The organism is Lysobacter sp. KACC 24251 (assembly GCF_057747755.1).
The window spans coordinates 748192-764015 of sequence record NZ_CM173222.1 but is presented as its reverse complement, the minus strand read 5'-3'; the positions used below and the strand labels follow the sequence as shown (position 1 = coordinate 764015).

Below are 15824 nucleotides of genomic sequence, written 5' to 3'. Positions count from 1 at the left end.
GGGTATCTATCCTCAGGCCTTGGCCATCACGTCGATCGACTGGCCTTCGGCCAGCGTCACGTACGCCTTGCGCCAGTCGTTGCGGCGACCTTCGCGGAACTTGAAGGACTTGGTCTTGCCCTTGACGTTCACGACGTTGACCGCTTCAACCTTGACGTCGAACAGCTTTTCCACGGCGACCTTGATGTCGGCCTTGGTAGCGTCCGTCGCGACTTCGAAGACGTATTGGTTGGAAACTTCCTGAACGCGCGCGGTCTTTTCGGACACGCGCGGCGCACGGATGACGTTGTAGAGCTTGGCGTCGTTCATGCCAGCCACTCCTCGATCTTCTTCACCGCGTCGGCGGTGACCACGACCGTATCCGCACCCACGAGGGAAACGGGATCCAGGCCCTGGACGTCACGCACTTGGACGTACGGCAGGTTGCGCGCCGAGAGGTAGAGGTTCTCGGTGGCGTCTTCGGTGACGATCAGCGGACGCTGGCCGACTTCCAGACCCTTGAGCTTGGCAATCAGGCCCGAGGTCTTCGGAGCGTCAAGCTCGAAGTTCTCGACGACCATGATGCGGCCCTGGCGGTTGAGCTCGGACAGGATCGCGGCGATCGCGGCGCGATACATCTTGCGGTTGACCTTCTGCGCGAAGCTGCGCGGCTTGGCCGCGAAGGTCACGCCGCCACCGACGAAGATCGGAGCCGTCAGCGCGCCATGACGCGCACCGCCGCCCTTCTGCTTCTTCGACTTCTTGGTCGTGCCGTTGACTTCCGCACGGGTCTTCTGCGCCTTGGTACCGGCGCGACCGGCGTTGCGGTAGGCAACGACCACCTGGTGGACCAGGTCTTCGCTGAATTCGCGGCCGAAGATCTCGTCGGAGACCGAGACGGTCTTGCTGCTGTTATTGATGGCGAGTTCCATCGTCATCGTCTCCTTATGCCTTGCTCGTCGGACGGACGATCACGTCGCCACCCGGAGCGCCCGGCACCGCGCCCTTGACGGCGATCAGGCCACGCTCGGCGTCGACCTTGACCACTTCCAGGCCCTGGGTGCTCTGCTGCACGGCGCCCATGTGACCGGCCATCTTCTTGCCCGGGAAAACGCGACCCGGGGTCTGGCGCTGACCAATGGAGCCCGGTGCGCGGTGCGACAGCGAGTTACCGTGGGTAGCGTCGCCCATGGTGAAGTTCCAGCGCTTGATGGTGCCCTGGAAGCCCTTGCCCTTGGTCACGCCCTGGACGTCGACGGTCTGGCCAACTTCGAAGATGTCGGCCTTGATCTCGCCGCCCACTTCGAAGCCACCGATCAGGTCGTCGGCCACGCGGAACTCCCACAGGCCACGACCGGCTTCGACCTTCGCCTTGGCGAGGTGGCCGGCTGCCGGCTTGTTGACGAGCGCGGCGCGCTTGACACCCACGGTCACCTGCACGGCGCTGTAGCCGTCGGTGTCCTGGGTCTTGATCTGGGTGATGCGGTTCGGGGTCGCCTCGATCAGGGTCACCGGAACCGACTTGCCGTCTTCAGTGAAGAAACGGCTCATGCCGGCCTTGCGACCGACGATGCCCAACGAATACTTCTTCGCGGTCATGGTGGTGGCCTCAGGTCAGCTTGATCTGGACGTCAACGCCCGCCGCGAGCTCGAGCTTCATCAGCGCGTCCACGGTCTTGTCGTTGGGGTCGACGATGTCGAGCACGCGCTTGTGCGTGCGGGTCTCGTACTGGTCGCGCGCATCCTTGTCGGCGTGCGGCGAAACGAGAATGGTGTAACGCTCGATCTTGGTCGGCAGCGGGATCGGGCCCTTGACCTGGGCACCGGTACGCTTGGCCGTCTCAACGATCTCGCTGGCCGAGCGATCGATCAGACGATGATCGTACGCCTTCAGCCGAATTCGGATCTTTTGGTCCGCCATGACGGTATTCCTTCGTTAAAGAGCGACAGGCCGGCCTCTGGGTGTGCCGAACCCCATGAAAACGCAAACACCCCGGGGCTACACCCTCGCCCCGGAGCCTCCTTGCTTGGAAAAACAAAGGCAGATCGGTTTCCCGACCCGCCCAGACTGAGCAGAACGCACGAATGGCCCCGTTTAGCGTTCCTTGGAAGCCCGAAGGCCCGGAACGTACGGAGCTCGCCGTGCGACATATCCCTGTCTGGCGAATACGAGGCGCGTCCTGCCCCTCATTTCGCTGGTTGCGGCGCTTCGCATGAGCGAAGTTCCGCGGTGGTCTTGCATTCTAACCGGATATCCACAGCCGGTGCAAGCACACCTGCCGCGGAAGTTTCAGGAACGCTGGAGGCCTGTTTCACCCAGGCAGCCCCGTTTGGGCGGGGTTGCCTGAAGTGGGACCGGGCGCACTCGCGCGCGCCCGGCCCCTTTTCTTACTTGAGGATCTTGGCGACGACGCCGGCGCCGACGGTGCGGCCGCCTTCGCGGATCGCGAAGCGCAGGCCTTCGTCCATTGCCACCGGGTTGATCAGCGTCACGACCATCTTGACGTTGTCGCCCGGCATCACCATCTCCACGCCTTCCGGCAGCTGGCAGGCGCCAGTGATGTCGGTGGTGCGGAAGTAGAACTGCGGACGGTAGCCCTTGAAGAACGGGGTGTGGCGGCCGCCCTCGTCCTTCGACAGCACGTACACCTCGGCCTCGAACTCGGTGTGCGGCTTGATCGAACCCGGCTTGCACAGCACCTGGCCGCGCTCGACGTCATCACGCTTGGTGCCGCGCAGCAGCAGACCGGCGTTGTCGCCTGCCTGGCCCTGGTCCAGCAGCTTGCGGAACATCTCGACGCCGGTCACCGTCGTCTTCTGGGTCGGACGGATACCGACGATTTCGATTTCGTCACCGACCTTGATGATGCCGCGCTCGATGCGACCGGTCACCACGGTGCCGCGGCCCGAGATCGAGAACACGTCCTCGACCGGCATCAGGAACGGCTTGTCGATGTCGCGCTCCGGCTCCGGAATGAAGGTATCCAGCGCCTCCACCAGCTTCAGGATCGACGGCACGCCGATCTCCGACTGGTCGCCTTCCAGCGCCAGGCGGGCCGAGCCGTGGATGATCGGGGTGTCGTCGCCCGGGAAGTCGTACTTGGTCAGCAGCTCGCGCACTTCCATCTCGACCAGTTCGAGCAGCTCGGCGTCGTCCACCATGTCGGCCTTGTTCAGGTACACGACGATGTACGGCACGCCGACCTGACGCGACAGCAGGATGTGCTCGCGGGTCTGCGGCATCGGGCCGTCAGCGGCCGAGCACACCAGGATCGCGCCGTCCATCTGGGCGGCACCGGTGATCATGTTCTTCACGTAGTCGGCGTGGCCCGGGCAATCCACGTGCGCGTAGTGACGGGTCGGGGACTCGTATTCCACGTGCGCGGTCGAGATCGTGATGCCGCGCGCCTTCTCTTCCGGCGCCGCGTCGATCGCGTCGTATGCCTTGAACTCACCACCAAAACGCTCCGCGCCCACCTTGGTCAGCGCCGCGGTCAGCGTGGTCTTGCCGTGGTCAACGTGACCGATGGTGCCCACGTTCACGTGCGGCTTGGTGCGCTCGAACTTACCCTTTGCCATTGTCCTATACCTCTAATTTTGGAAACTGTTGATTCTTGGTAGAGCCAGGGCCGGCCTCAGCCGGCCCGGTCTCAGCCCTTCTTGATGACCGCGTCGGCGATGTTGCTCGGAGCTTCGGCGTAGTGATCGAATTCCATCGTGAACGTCGCGCGGCCCTGCGACATCGAACGCAGCGACGTCGCGTAACCGAACATTTCGCCCAGCGGGACCATCGCGGCGATGATCTTGCCCGACGGGCTGTCGTCCTGGCCCTGCAGCAGGCCGCGACGGCGGCTCACGTCGCCCATGACGTCACCGACGTAGTCCTCGGGGGTGACGATCTCGACCTTCATCATCGGCTCGAGCAGCACGGGATCCGCCTTGGCGAAGCCCTGCTTGAACGCCATCGACGAGGCGAGCTTGAACGCCATTTCCGACGAGTCGACGTCATGGTACGAACCAAACACCAGCTTGCACTTGACGCCCACGACCGGGTAGCCGGCCAGCGGGCCGCTGGTGATGGTTTCGCGCAGGCCCTTCTCGACCGCAGGAATGAATTCCTTCGGAATCACGCCGCCGGTGATGTCGTTGACGAACAGGAAGTCGTTCTCGACATCGGGGTTGGCCTTGTCGGCTTCGGTCATCGGCGACAGCTCGATCACGACGTGACCGTACTGACCCTTACCACCGGACTGCTTGGAGTGCTTGTAATCCGACTTGACGTCCGACTTGCGGATCGTCTCGCGGTACGCCACCTGCGGCTTGCCGACGTTGGCCTCGACGTTGAACTCGCGCTTCATGCGGTCAACGAGGATATCCAGGTGCAGCTCGCCCATGCCGGCGATGATGGTCTGCCCCGATTCCTCGTCGGTGCGCACGCGGAACGAGGGGTCTTCTTGGGCCAGACGGCCGAGGGCGATACCCATCTTTTCCTGGTCCGACTTGGTCTTGGGCTCGACCGCCATGGAGATCACCGGCTCCGGGAACGTCATCCGCTCCAGGGTGATGATGTGGTCCTGGGCGCACAGGGTGTCACCGGTGGTGACGTCCTTCAGGCCCACGGCCGCGGCGATGTCGCCAGCGCGCACTTCCTTGATCTCGTCACGCTGGTTGGCGTGCATCTGCAGGATGCGGCCCACGCGCTCCTTCTTCGACTTGACCGGGTTGTACACCTGGTCGCCGGAGTTGAGCACGCCCGAGTAGACGCGGAAGAAGGTCAGCGAACCGACGAACGGGTCGGTCATGATCTTGAACGCCAGCGCCGAGAACGGCTCGGTGTCGGACGCCTTGCGGGTGTCTTCCTTATCGTCCTCGTCGATGCCCTGGACCGGCGGACGGTCGGCCGGCGACGGCAGCAGGTTGATCACGCCGTCGAGCATGGCCTGCACGCCCTTGTTCTTGAACGCGGTGCCGCAGAAGACCGGGACGATCTCAACGCGGAGGGTGCGCTCGCGCAGGCCGGCGATGATCTCGGCCTCGGACAGCTCGCCCTCGTTGAGGTACTTGTCCATCAGCTCTTCGGACGCCTCGGCGGCGGCCTCGACCATGAACGCACGCGCCTCGGCGGCCTTGTCAGCCAGGTTGGCCGGGACGTCGCGGTACTCGAAGGTGGTGCCCTGCGAGGCGACATCCCAGTGGATGGCCTTCATCTTCAGCAGGTCGACCACGCCTTCGAAGCCGTCTTCGGCGCCGATCGGCACCTGCATCGGCACGGCGTACGCGCCCAGGCGCGACTTCAGCTGCTCGACGACCTTGTCAAAGTTGGCGCCGGTGCGGTCCATCTTGTTGACGAACGCCATGCGCGGCACGGAGTACTTGTTGGCCTGACGCCACACGGTCTCCGACTGCGGCTGCACGCCACCCACGGCGCACAGCACGAACACCGCACCGTCAAGCACGCGCAGCGAACGCTCGACTTCGATGGTGAAGTCGACGTGGCCCGGGGTGTCGATGATGTTGAAGCGGTGCTCGGGCAGCGACTTGTCCATGCCCTTCCAGAACGCGGTGGTCGCGGCGGAGGTGATGGTGATGCCGCGCTCCTGCTCCTGCTCCATCCAGTCCATCGTCGCGGCACCTTCGTGCACTTCGCCGATCTTGTGGCTGACGCCGGTGTAGAACAGGATGCGTTCCGACGTGGTGGTCTTGCCGGCATCGATGTGGGCCATGATGCCGAAGTTGCGGTAACGCTCGATGGGAGTGGTGCGAGCCACGGGACCCTCTCGTAAGTTTTGTGAATTCCAGATGGCCGGACGCCGCCTTGTGGGCGGCCTCCGGTTCGCGTGACGGCGTATCGCCGCCGCGTCAGCGCTTGTCTGCGCCGTGGGCGCCCCGCGACCTCTCAGCCTGCGGGGCGGTCCATCACCAGCGGTAGTGCGCGAACGCCTTGTTCGCGTCCGCCATACGGTGGGTTTCTTCGCGCTTCTTGATCGCACCGCCACGGTTTTCCGAGGCGTCGATCAGTTCGGCAGCCAGCTTGCGCGGCATGCTGTTCTCGCCACGCTTGCGGGCCGACTCGATCAGCCAGCGCATCGCCAGCGCCATACGGCGCGACGAACGCACTTCGACCGGGACCTGGTAGGTCGCACCGCCGACGCGGCGGGACTTGACCTCGACCGACGGCGACACGTTGCCGAGCGCCTTCTCGACCAGCTCGAGCGCATTCGGGTTCTTCTCGCCGATCACGTCCATGGCGCCGTAGACGATCTTTTCAGCGATCGACTTCTTGCCGCTCTGCATGACCATGTTGATGAAGCGGGCGATCGTCTCGCTGCCGTGCTTGGGATCGGGCAGGACCGAACGCTGGGGGGTGGAGCCTTTACGCGACATGTTGCGTACCTTTCGTCAAATCTTGATCGGGCAGCCCGCCGGAGCGAGCCACGCTGTGAGAGCCGTCGCTTAGGACTTCGGACGCTTGGCGCCGTACTTGGAGCGACGCTGGCGGCGCTTGGCGACACCGGCGGCGTCGAGCGAGCCACGCACGGTGTGGTAACGCACGCCCGGCAGGTCCTTCACACGACCGCCGCGGATCAGCACCACCGAGTGCTCCTGCAGGTTGTGGCCTTCACCGCCGATGTACGAAATGACTTCGTAACCGTTGGTCAGGCGCACCTTGGCCACCTTGCGCATCGCCGAGTTCGGCTTCTTCGGGGTGGTGGTGTACACGCGGGTGCAAACGCCACGACGCTGCGGGCAGTTCGCCAGCGCCGGGGAAGCGCTCTTGTAGGTTTCAGGGTTGCGCGGCTTGCGCACCAGCTGATTGATAGTCGCCATCTGGAGCTCTTGTGGTGAGGGGGCCGGGAAGGCCTCCGCGGGAAAAACGAACGGCCAGCCGGATGCTTCCGGCCAACCGAGACGAAAAAGTATAGCCCGCGCCGGACGTTACCGTCAACGCGGACTAAACCAGTATCCGGACTCCGACCCCGAAAGGCCGGCCACCGGAAAATCTGCGATCCCGCCCGTCCTGGGCCCAACACGAGGCGCTTCCTGCGACCTCATTTGGTGATCTGGGGCGGTGCGTTACGGCACCGCCCGGGTTAACGCCGAGATTATACCCGGTTTTACTCGGTCGTGGAGTCCTCGCCCGCGACATCGGCGGCTTCGGCCACTTCGGTCACGGCCGGGCCGGCCAGCATCTCGAGCTCGGAGTCGGTCAGGCCCGAGGCGTTCTTGCGGCGCTGGCTATGGTACGCCAGGCCGGTACCCGCCGGGATCAGGCGACCGACGATCACGTTTTCCTTCAGGCCACGCAGGTTGTCGCGGGTGCCGCGGACGGCCGCCTCGGTCAAGACGCGGGTGGTTTCCTGGAAGGAGGCCGCCGAAATGAACGACTCGGTTGCCAGCGAGGCCTTGGTGATGCCCAGCAGGACCGGATCGAACTTCGCCGGCATCTCGTTGCGGGCCAGTACGCGGGCGTTCTCCTCGACCAGGCGCTGGCGCTCGACCTGCTCGCCGTGCAGGAACTTGCTGTCGCCCTGCTCGGTGATCTCGACCTTACGCAGCATCTGGCGAACGATCACCTCGATGTGCTTGTCGTTGATCTTCACGCCCTGCAGGCGGTAGACGTCCTGGATTTCCTTGGTCAGGTACACAGCCAGCGGCTCGACACCCAGCAGGCGCAGGATGTCCTGCGGGCTCGGCTCGCCGTCCACCACGGTCTCGCCCTTCTCCACGTGCTCGCCTTCGAACACGATGATCTGGCGGTACTTCGGGATCAGCTCTTCGTGCTCGTTCCCGTCGGTGTCGCGGATGATCAGGCGCTGCTTGCCCTTGGTGTCCTTGCCGAAGCTGACGATACCCGAACGCTCGGCGAGCACCGCCGGATCCTTCGGCTTGCGGGCCTCGAACAGGTCAGCCACTCGCGGCAGACCACCGGTGATGTCGCGGGTCTTCGACGCTTCCTGCGGGATCTTGGCGACCACGTCGCCCACGCCCACCGGGGCGCCGTCCTGCAGGTTGACGATCGAGCGCGGCGGCAGCAGGTACTGCGCCGGCAGGTCGGTACCCGGGATCTGCAGGTCCTTGCCGTTCTTGTCGACGATGCGGACGATCGGGCGCAGGTCCTTTGCAGCCGAGCCACGACGCTTCGGATCGGTGATCTCGCGCGAGGCCAAGCCGGTCAGTTCGTCGGTCTTCTCGATCACGGTCACGCCATCGACGAAGTCGATGAAGCGGATGAAACCGGCGACTTCCGACACGATCGGGTGGTTGTGCGGATCCCAGTTGGCCACGGTCTGGCCAGCCTTGATCTCGGCACCATCCTTGACGCTGACGGTGGCGCCGTACGGCAGCTTGTAGCGCTCGCGCTCACGGCCGTGCGGGTCGAGGACCGACAGTTCACCCGAGCGCGACACGGCCACGCGATGGCCCTGGTTGTGCTCGACGAACTTGAGGTTGTTGTACTTGATCGAACCGGTGGTCTTGACCGTCACGTTGTCGATCGCAGCCGCACGCGAAGCCGCACCACCGATGTGGAACGTACGCATGGTCAGCTGGGTACCCGGCTCACCGATCGACTGCGCGGCGACGACGCCGACCGCTTCGCCGTGGTTGACCAGGTGGCCGCGGCCGAGGTCGCGACCGTAGCAGTGCGAGCACACGCCAAACGAGCTTTCGCAGGTGATGGTCGAGCGGACCTTGATGGCCTGCACGCTGGCATCTTCCAGCTTCTGCACCCAGGCTTCGTCGAGCAGCGTGTTGCGGGTGACGATCGGGTCCTCGTCGTTGCCCGGCAGGAACACGTCCTCGGCCACGACGCGACCCAGCACGCGGTCGCGCAGCGGCTCGACCACGTCGCCGCCTTCGACGATCGGGGTCATCATCAGGCCTTCGACCGTGCCGCAATCGGTTTCGGTGATGACCACGTCCTGCGCCACGTCGACCAGGCGGCGGGTCAGGTAACCGGAGTTCGCGGTCTTCAGCGCGGTATCCGCCAGGCCCTTACGGGCGCCGTGGGTCGAGATGAAGTACTGCTGGACGTTCAGGCCTTCGCGGAAGTTCGAGGTGATCGGCGTTTCGATGATCGAGCCGTCCGGCTTGGCCATCAGGCCGCGCATGCCGGCCAGCTGGCGGATCTGCGCCTGCGAACCACGCGCGCCGGAGTCAGCCATGATGTAGATCGAGTTCATCGACTTCTGGTCGACGACCTCGCCCTTGGCGTTCTCGACCTTCTCGGTGCCGATGGTGTCCATCATCGCCTTGGCCACGCGCTCGTTGGTGCGCGACCAGATGTCGACCACCTTGTTGTAGCGCTCGCCGGCGGTGACCAGGCCGGACTGGTACTGCTCCTGGATTTCCAGCACTTCGGCTTCCGCCTCGGCCAGGATGTCCTTCTTCTCGTCCGGGATGGTCATGTCGTCGATGCCGATGGACACGCCGGCACGCGTCGCGAACGCGAAGCCGGTGTACATCAGCTTGTCGGCGAACACCACCGTGTCCTTCAGGCCGAGCATGCGGTAGCAGGAGTTGATCAGGCGGCTGATGTTCTTCTTGGTCAGCTCGACGTTGGCCAGCGCGAACGGCAGGCCTTCCGGCAGGATCTCGCGCAGCAGGGCCCGGCCCACGGTGGTGTCGACGATGGAGGTCTTCTGCTCGAAGGTGCCGTCCTCGTTCTTCACCTTCTCGGTGATGCGGACCTTGATGGCGGCGTGCAGTTCGACCACCCGCTTGCCGTCGTGGTCGTTGGTGTCGTACGCGCGCTTCACTTCGGCGACGTTGGCGAACACCATGCCCTCGCCCTTCTTGCCCACGAGCTGGCGGCTCATGTAGTACAGGCCCAGAACGACGTCCTGCGACGGCACGATGATCGGCTCGCCGTTGGCGGGCGACAGGATGTTGTTGGACGCCATCATCAGCGCGCGCGCTTCCAGCTGGGCTTCCAGCGAGAGCGGCACGTGGACGGCCATCTGGTCACCGTCGAAGTCGGCGTTGAAAGCCGTACAGACGAGCGGATGCAACTGGATCGCCTTGCCTTCGATCAACACCGGCTCGAACGCCTGGATGCCGAGGCGGTGCAGGGTCGGGGCGCGGTTCAGCAGCACCGGGTGCTCGCGGATCACCTCTTCGAGGATGTCCCACACCTCGGCCTCTTCGCGCTCGACCAGCTTCTTGGCGGCCTTGATCGTCGTGGCCAGGCCACGGCGCTGCAGCTTGGCGAAGATGAAGGGCTTGAACAGCTCCAGCGCCATCTTCTTCGGCAGGCCGCACTGGTGCAGCTTGAGGTAGGGACCGACCACGATGACCGAACGGCCCGAGTAGTCCACGCGCTTGCCGAGCAGGTTCTGGCGGAAACGGCCCTGCTTGCCCTTGATCATGTCGGCCAGCGACTTGAGCGGGCGCTTGTTGGTGCCGGTGATGGCGCGGCCGCGACGGCCGTTGTCCATCAGGGCGTCAACCGACTCCTGCAGCATGCGCTTCTCGTTGCGCACGATGATGTCGGGCGCGTTGAGCTCGAGCAGGCGGCGCAGGCGGTTGTTGCGGTTGATGACGCGGCGGTACAGGTCGTTCAGGTCGGAGGTCGCGAAGCGGCCGCCGTCCAGCGGGACCAGCGGACGCAGGTCCGGCGGCAGCACCGGCAGCACGGTCATGACCATCCACTCCGGGCGGTTGCCCGACTCGAGGAAGGCCTCGACCAGCTTGATGCGCTTGGTCAGGCGCTTGAGCTTGGTCTCCGAACCGGTGGAGGCGATCTCCTCCTTCAGGGTGACCATCTCCGACTGCAGGTCGATGGTGCGCAGCAGGTCATAGACCGCCTCGGCGCCCATCGCAGCCTCGAAGTCGTCGCCATGCTCCTGGCGGGCCTGCATGTACTGCTCTTCGGTCAGCAGGTTGCCGCGCTCGAGCGGGGTCAGGCCCGGCTCCGTCACCACGTAGGCTTCGAAGTACAGGATGCGCTCGATGTCGCGCAGGGTCATGTCCAGCATCAGGCCGATGCGCGACGGCAGCGACTTCAGGAACCAGATGTGCGCGACCGGCGACGCCAGGTCGATGTGGCCCATGCGCTCACGGCGCACCTTGGCCAGCGTGACCTCGGTGCCGCACTTCTCGCAGACCACGCCGCGGTGCTTCATGCGCTTGTACTTGCCGCACAGGCACTCGTAGTCCTTGATTGGGCCGAAGATCGCGGCGCAGAACAGGCCGTCACGCTCCGGCTTGAAGGTGCGGTAGTTGATGGTTTCCGGCTTCTTGACTTCGCCGAACGACCACGAACGGATCAGGTCGGGCGAGGCCAGTGCGATCTTGATGGCGTCGAAGTCGAGCGCCGGTCGCTGCTGGTTGAACAGGTTCAGCAAATCTTTCATTTCTTTTCTCCAGTCCGGAGGAATTCGTCGAGGGGCTGTGGATTACCGACTGCTTGGCGAGGGGAGCGCGCGTCACGCTGCACTCCCCTGCCCGTTGGATCAGGTCTCTTCCAGCTCCATGTTGATCGCGAGCGAGCGGATTTCCTTCACCAGAACGTTGAAGGACTCCGGCATGCCGGCCACCATCTCGTACTCGCCGTCGACGATGTTCTTGTACATCTGGTTGCGGCCCTGCACGTCGTCGGACTTCACCGTCAGCATTTCCTGCAGGGTGTAGGCCGCGCCGTAGGCTTCCAGCGCCCAGACTTCCATTTCACCGAAGCGCTGGCCGCCGAACTGCGCCTTGCCGCCCAGCGGCTGCTGGGTGACGAGCGAGTACGGACCGGTCGAGCGGGCGTGCATCTTGTCGTCGACCAGGTGGTTGAGCTTCAGCATGTGCATGTAGCCCACGGTCACCTTGCGGTCGAACGCCTCGCCAGTGCGACCGTCGTACAGCGTGGTCTGGCCGCTGGTCGGCAGGTCGGCGAGCTCCAGCATGCGCTTGATCTCGGCCTCGGCCGCACCGTCGAACACCGGGGTCGCCATCGGCACGCCGTCGGTGAGGTTGTTGGCCAGCACCAGCAGCTCGGCATCGGAGAACTGGGTCAGGTCAACGCGCTCGCCGTGCAGCTTGCGGTCGTGGTTGTAGATGTCGTCGAGGAACTTGCGCAGTTCCGTGACCTTGGCCTGAGCCTCGAGCATGCGCTGGATCTTCTGGCCCAGGCCCTTGGCGGCCCAGCCCAGGTGGACTTCCAGCACCTGGCCGATGTTCATGCGCGACGGCACGCCCAGCGGGTTCAGCACGATGTCCACCGTCTGGCCATCGGCCATGTACGGCATGTCCTGAACCGGCACGATGTTCGACACCACGCCCTTGTTGCCGTGGCGACCCGCCATCTTGTCGCCCGGCTGGATGCGGCGCTTCACGGCCAGGAACACCTTGACCATCTTCAGCACGCCCGGGGCGAGGTCGTCGCCCTGCATGATCTTGGCGCGCTTGTCGGCAAAACGCTTCTCGAACTCGTCCTTGTGGACGTCGATCTGCTTCTGCGCGCGCTCGATCGCCTCGATGGCGTCGTCGTCCTTCATGCGCAGGCCAAACCAGTCCTTCTTGGACAGGCCGTCGAGCACCAGCGAGGTGACGGTGTCGCCCTTCTTCAGGCCCGCGCCACCGTTGGCGACCTTGCCCACCAGCTGCGTGCGCAGGCGGTCGTAGATGGCGGCCTCGAGGATGCGGTACTGGTCGTCGAAGTCCTTCTTGACGCGCTTGATCTCGCTCTCTTCGATCTGGCGTGCGCGGGCGTCCTTCTCGATGCCGTCGCGGGTGAAGACCTGGACGTCGATGACCACGCCGTCCATGCCCGGGGGCACGCGCAGCGAGCTGTCCTTAACGTCGGAGGCCTTCTCGCCGAAGATCGCGCGCAGCAGCTTCTCTTCCGGGGTCAGCTGGCTCTCGCCCTTCGGCGTGACCTTGCCGACCAGGATGTCGCCGGCACGCACTTCCGCGCCGATGTACACCACGCCCGACTGGTCGAGGCGGTTCAGCGCCTGCTCGGACACGTTGGGGATGTCGGCGGAGATTTCCTCCGGCCCCAGCTTGGTGTCACGCGCCTGGACGGTGAGTTCTTCGATGTGGATCGTGGTGTAACGATCTTCCTTCACCACGCGCTCGGACAGCAGGATGGAGTCTTCGAAGTTGTAGCCATTCCACGGCATGAACGCGATCAGCATGTTCTGGCCCAGGGCCAGCTCGCCGATGTCGGTCGACGGGCCGTCGGCCAGCACGTCGCCTCGCGCCACCACGTCACCGACCTTCACCAGCGGGGTCTGGTTGATGCAGGTGTTCTGGTTGGAACGGGTGTACTTGATCAGGTTGTAGATGTCGACGCCGGCGTCGGTCTCGCCCGAGATCTCGCTTTCGTTGACCTTGACCACGATGCGGCCCGCGTCGATCTGCTCGATCACGCCGCCACGCTTGGCGTTCACGGTCACGCCCGAGTCACGCGCCACGGCGCGCTCGATGCCGGTACCGACCAGCGGCTTCTGCGACTTCAGCGTCGGCACGGCCTGGCGCTGCATGTTCGCGCCCATCAGCGCGCGGTTGGCGTCATCGTGCTCCAGGAACGGCACCAGCGCGGCCGCGACCGACACGGTCTGCATCGGCGAGACGTCCATGAAGTGGATCTCGCTCGGCGGCTTGAGCAGGTTTTCACCCTGGAAGCGGCAGTTCACGAACGGCGAGGTCATCAGTCCGTTCTCGTCCTGCGGCGCGTTGGCCTGGGCGATGACGTACTCATTCTCTTCGATGGCCGAGAGGTACTCGACGTCGTCGGTGACCTTGCCGTCCACGACCTTGCGGTACGGGGTTTCGAGGAAGCCGTAGCGGTTGGTGCGGGCGAACACGGCCAGCGAGTTGATCAGGCCGATGTTCGGGCCTTCCGGCGTCTCGATGGTGCACACGCGGCCGTAGTGGGTCGGGTGCACGTCGCGCACTTCGAAGCCGGCGCGTTCGCGGGTCAGGCCGCCCGGGCCGAGGGCCGACACGCGACGCTTGTGCGTGACTTCCGACAGCGGGTTGTTCTGGTCCATGAACTGCGACAGCTGCGAGGAACCGAAGAACTCCTTGATCGCGGCGGCCACCGGCTTGGCGTTGATCAGCTCCTGCGGCGTCAGGCCTTCGGACTCGGCCATCGACAGGCGCTCCTTGACCGCGCGCTCGACGCGGACCAGGCCGACGCGGAACACGTTCTCGGCCATTTCGCCGACCGAACGCACGCGGCGGTTGCCCAGGTGGTCGATGTCGTCCACCACGCCACGGCCGTTGCGGATCTCGGTCAGGACCTTGATCACGTCCAGGATGTCCGAACCGGTGCACTGCTCGCGCAGGCGCGCGGACTCCTCGTCCTTGCGCTCGGCGTAGTACTTGCTGTCGTACAGCACCGACGCGCCCTCGGTCTCCTTGCGACCCAGGCGGCGGTTGAACTTCATCCGGCCCACGCCCGACAGGTCGTAGCGCTCGAAGGTGAAGAACAGGTTGTGGAACAGGTTCTGGGCGGCGTCCTTGGTCGGCGGCTCGCCCGGACGCATCATGCGGTAGATCTCGACCAGCGCGTCGAGCTGCGTCTTGGTCGCGTCGATGCGCAGGGTGTTGGAGATGTACGGACCACGGTCGAGGTCGTTCACCCACAGGGTGCCGACCGACGCCACGCCGGCCTTGCGGAACTTGGCCAGCTGGTCCTCGGTGATCTCGTCGTTGGCGTTGGCCAGCAGCTCGCCGGTGTTGGCGTCGATCACGTCGTGCGACAGGATGCGGCCGACCAGGTAGCTGTCCGGCACGGCCAGCGCGGCAATGCCGGCGGCTTCCAGCTGCTTGGTGTGGCGCGCGGTGATGCGGCGGCCAGCCTCGACGATGACCTTGTCGCCATCGGCCAGGTCGAAGTCGAGCGTTTCGCCACGCAGGCGCTCCGGCACCAGCTCCAGCTGCACGCCTTCCTTCGGGTCGATGTGGAAGGTGTTGACCTCGAAGAACTCGCGCAGCATTTCCTCGTTGGTGTAGCCGAGGGCGCGCAGGAGCACGGTGACCGGCAGCTTGCGGCGACGGTCGATACGGGTGAACAGGCCATCCTTCGGGTCGAACTCGAAGTCCAGCCACGAGCCGCGGTAAGGAATGATGCGGGCGCTGTACAGCAGCTTGCCCGAGCTGTGGGTCTTGCCACGGTCGTGGTCGAAGAACACGCCCGGCGAGCGGTGCAGCTGCGAGACGATGACGCGCTCGGTGCCGTTGACGATGAAGGTGCCGTTGTCGGTCATGAGCGGAATTTCGCCCATGTAGACTTCCTGCTCCTTCACGTACTTGATGGCCTTGGTGCTCGACTCGCGGTCGTAGATCACCAGGCGCACGGTCACGCGCAGCGGGGCGCCGTACGACAGGCCGCGGTTACGGCACTCGCGCTCGTCGAAGGCGGGCTCGCCGAGCTTGTAGCCGACGTATTCCAGCGCGGCATTGCCGCTGTAGCTGGCGATCGGGAAAACGGACTTGAGGGCCGCGTGGAGGCCCTTGTCCTCACGCTTGGCCGGATCCTTGTTCTCCTGCAGGAACTCGCGGTACGAGTCGACCTGGATGGCCAGCAGGAAGGGCACTTCAAGGATGGAACGGCGCTTGCCGAAATCCTTGCGGATGCGCTTCTTTTCGGTGAACGAGTACGTCGTCATGGGGAGCTACCGCCTCGGTTTTGTTGTACGAGGGCCGCTGTCGCGAACCTCGGGCGGGCCGCGCGTCCGCGACCCTGGGGGAACGAAGAACTGTCAGTTGGAAGCCGCGGGTATTGCCGGCACCCGCACGCCTTCTGCTGCTGCTTCCAACTACCAACTCGGTTGGGTTTCCTGCCTGCCGCCGGGCACGCCCGATCGCAGGACTTCAACAACGGCCAAAGGCCGGGGCCTTACGGCCCC

10 protein-coding genes are annotated in these 15824 nt (G+C 64.9%); all 10 read right to left on the bottom strand.

Going from position 1 to position 15824, the window contains the following annotated elements; translation table 11 throughout:
- Positions 1 to 12: 12 nt before the first annotated feature.
- Positions 13 to 309 (bottom strand): 50S ribosomal protein L23, encoded by a 297-nt coding sequence (gene rplW / locus AC3ARF_RS03545; RefSeq protein WP_498930334.1) that lies wholly within the window; start codon positions 307 to 309, stop codon positions 13 to 15.
- Positions 306 to 911 (bottom strand): 50S ribosomal protein L4, encoded by a 606-nt coding sequence (gene rplD, locus AC3ARF_RS03540; protein ID WP_498930332.1) that lies wholly within the window; start codon positions 909 to 911, stop codon positions 306 to 308. Before rplD ends, rplW begins: the two co-directional genes overlap by 4 nt.
- Positions 912 to 924: 13 nt before the next feature.
- On the bottom strand, positions 925 to 1578 hold the full coding sequence (rplC, locus tag AC3ARF_RS03535; RefSeq protein ID WP_498930330.1) for a 50S ribosomal protein L3: 654 nt from the start codon (positions 1576 to 1578) through the stop codon (positions 925 to 927).
- A gap of 10 nt (positions 1579 to 1588) precedes the next feature.
- Positions 1589 to 1900 carry a 30S ribosomal protein S10 gene (gene rpsJ / locus AC3ARF_RS03530; RefSeq protein WP_036137876.1) on the bottom strand — a complete coding sequence of 104 codons (312 nt, stop codon included), beginning with the start codon at positions 1898 to 1900 and terminating at the stop codon, positions 1589 to 1591.
- A 467-nt stretch (positions 1901 to 2367) separates the two neighbouring features.
- Complete coding sequence (gene tuf / locus AC3ARF_RS03525; RefSeq protein WP_498930309.1) at positions 2368 to 3558, bottom strand: elongation factor Tu; 1191 nt, start codon at positions 3556 to 3558, stop codon at positions 2368 to 2370.
- A gap of 71 nt (positions 3559 to 3629) precedes the next feature.
- Positions 3630 to 5747, bottom strand: coding sequence for an elongation factor G (fusA, locus tag AC3ARF_RS03520; RefSeq protein WP_498930327.1), 2118 nt, complete (start codon positions 5745 to 5747; stop codon positions 3630 to 3632).
- Positions 5748 to 5895: 148 nt separating this feature from the next.
- A complete protein-coding gene (gene rpsG, locus AC3ARF_RS03515; protein ID WP_036140071.1) occupies positions 5896 to 6363 on the bottom strand; it encodes a 30S ribosomal protein S7 in 468 nt (155 codons plus the stop codon).
- 69 nt (positions 6364 to 6432) lie between these two features.
- On the bottom strand, positions 6433 to 6807 hold the full coding sequence (rpsL, locus tag AC3ARF_RS03510; RefSeq protein ID WP_036140069.1) for a 30S ribosomal protein S12: 375 nt from the start codon (positions 6805 to 6807) through the stop codon (positions 6433 to 6435).
- Between the two features lie 287 nt (positions 6808 to 7094).
- The gene (gene rpoC / locus AC3ARF_RS03505) at positions 7095 to 11333 is read right to left on the bottom strand and encodes a DNA-directed RNA polymerase subunit beta' (RefSeq protein WP_498930324.1); all 4239 of its coding nucleotides are present in this window, start codon (positions 11331 to 11333) and stop codon (positions 7095 to 7097) included.
- Positions 11334 to 11432: 99 nt separating this feature from the next.
- On the bottom strand, positions 11433 to 15584 hold the full coding sequence (gene rpoB / locus AC3ARF_RS03500) for a DNA-directed RNA polymerase subunit beta (RefSeq protein WP_498930322.1): 4152 nt from the start codon (positions 15582 to 15584) through the stop codon (positions 11433 to 11435).
- Between the last annotated feature and the right edge of the window lie 240 nt (positions 15585 to 15824).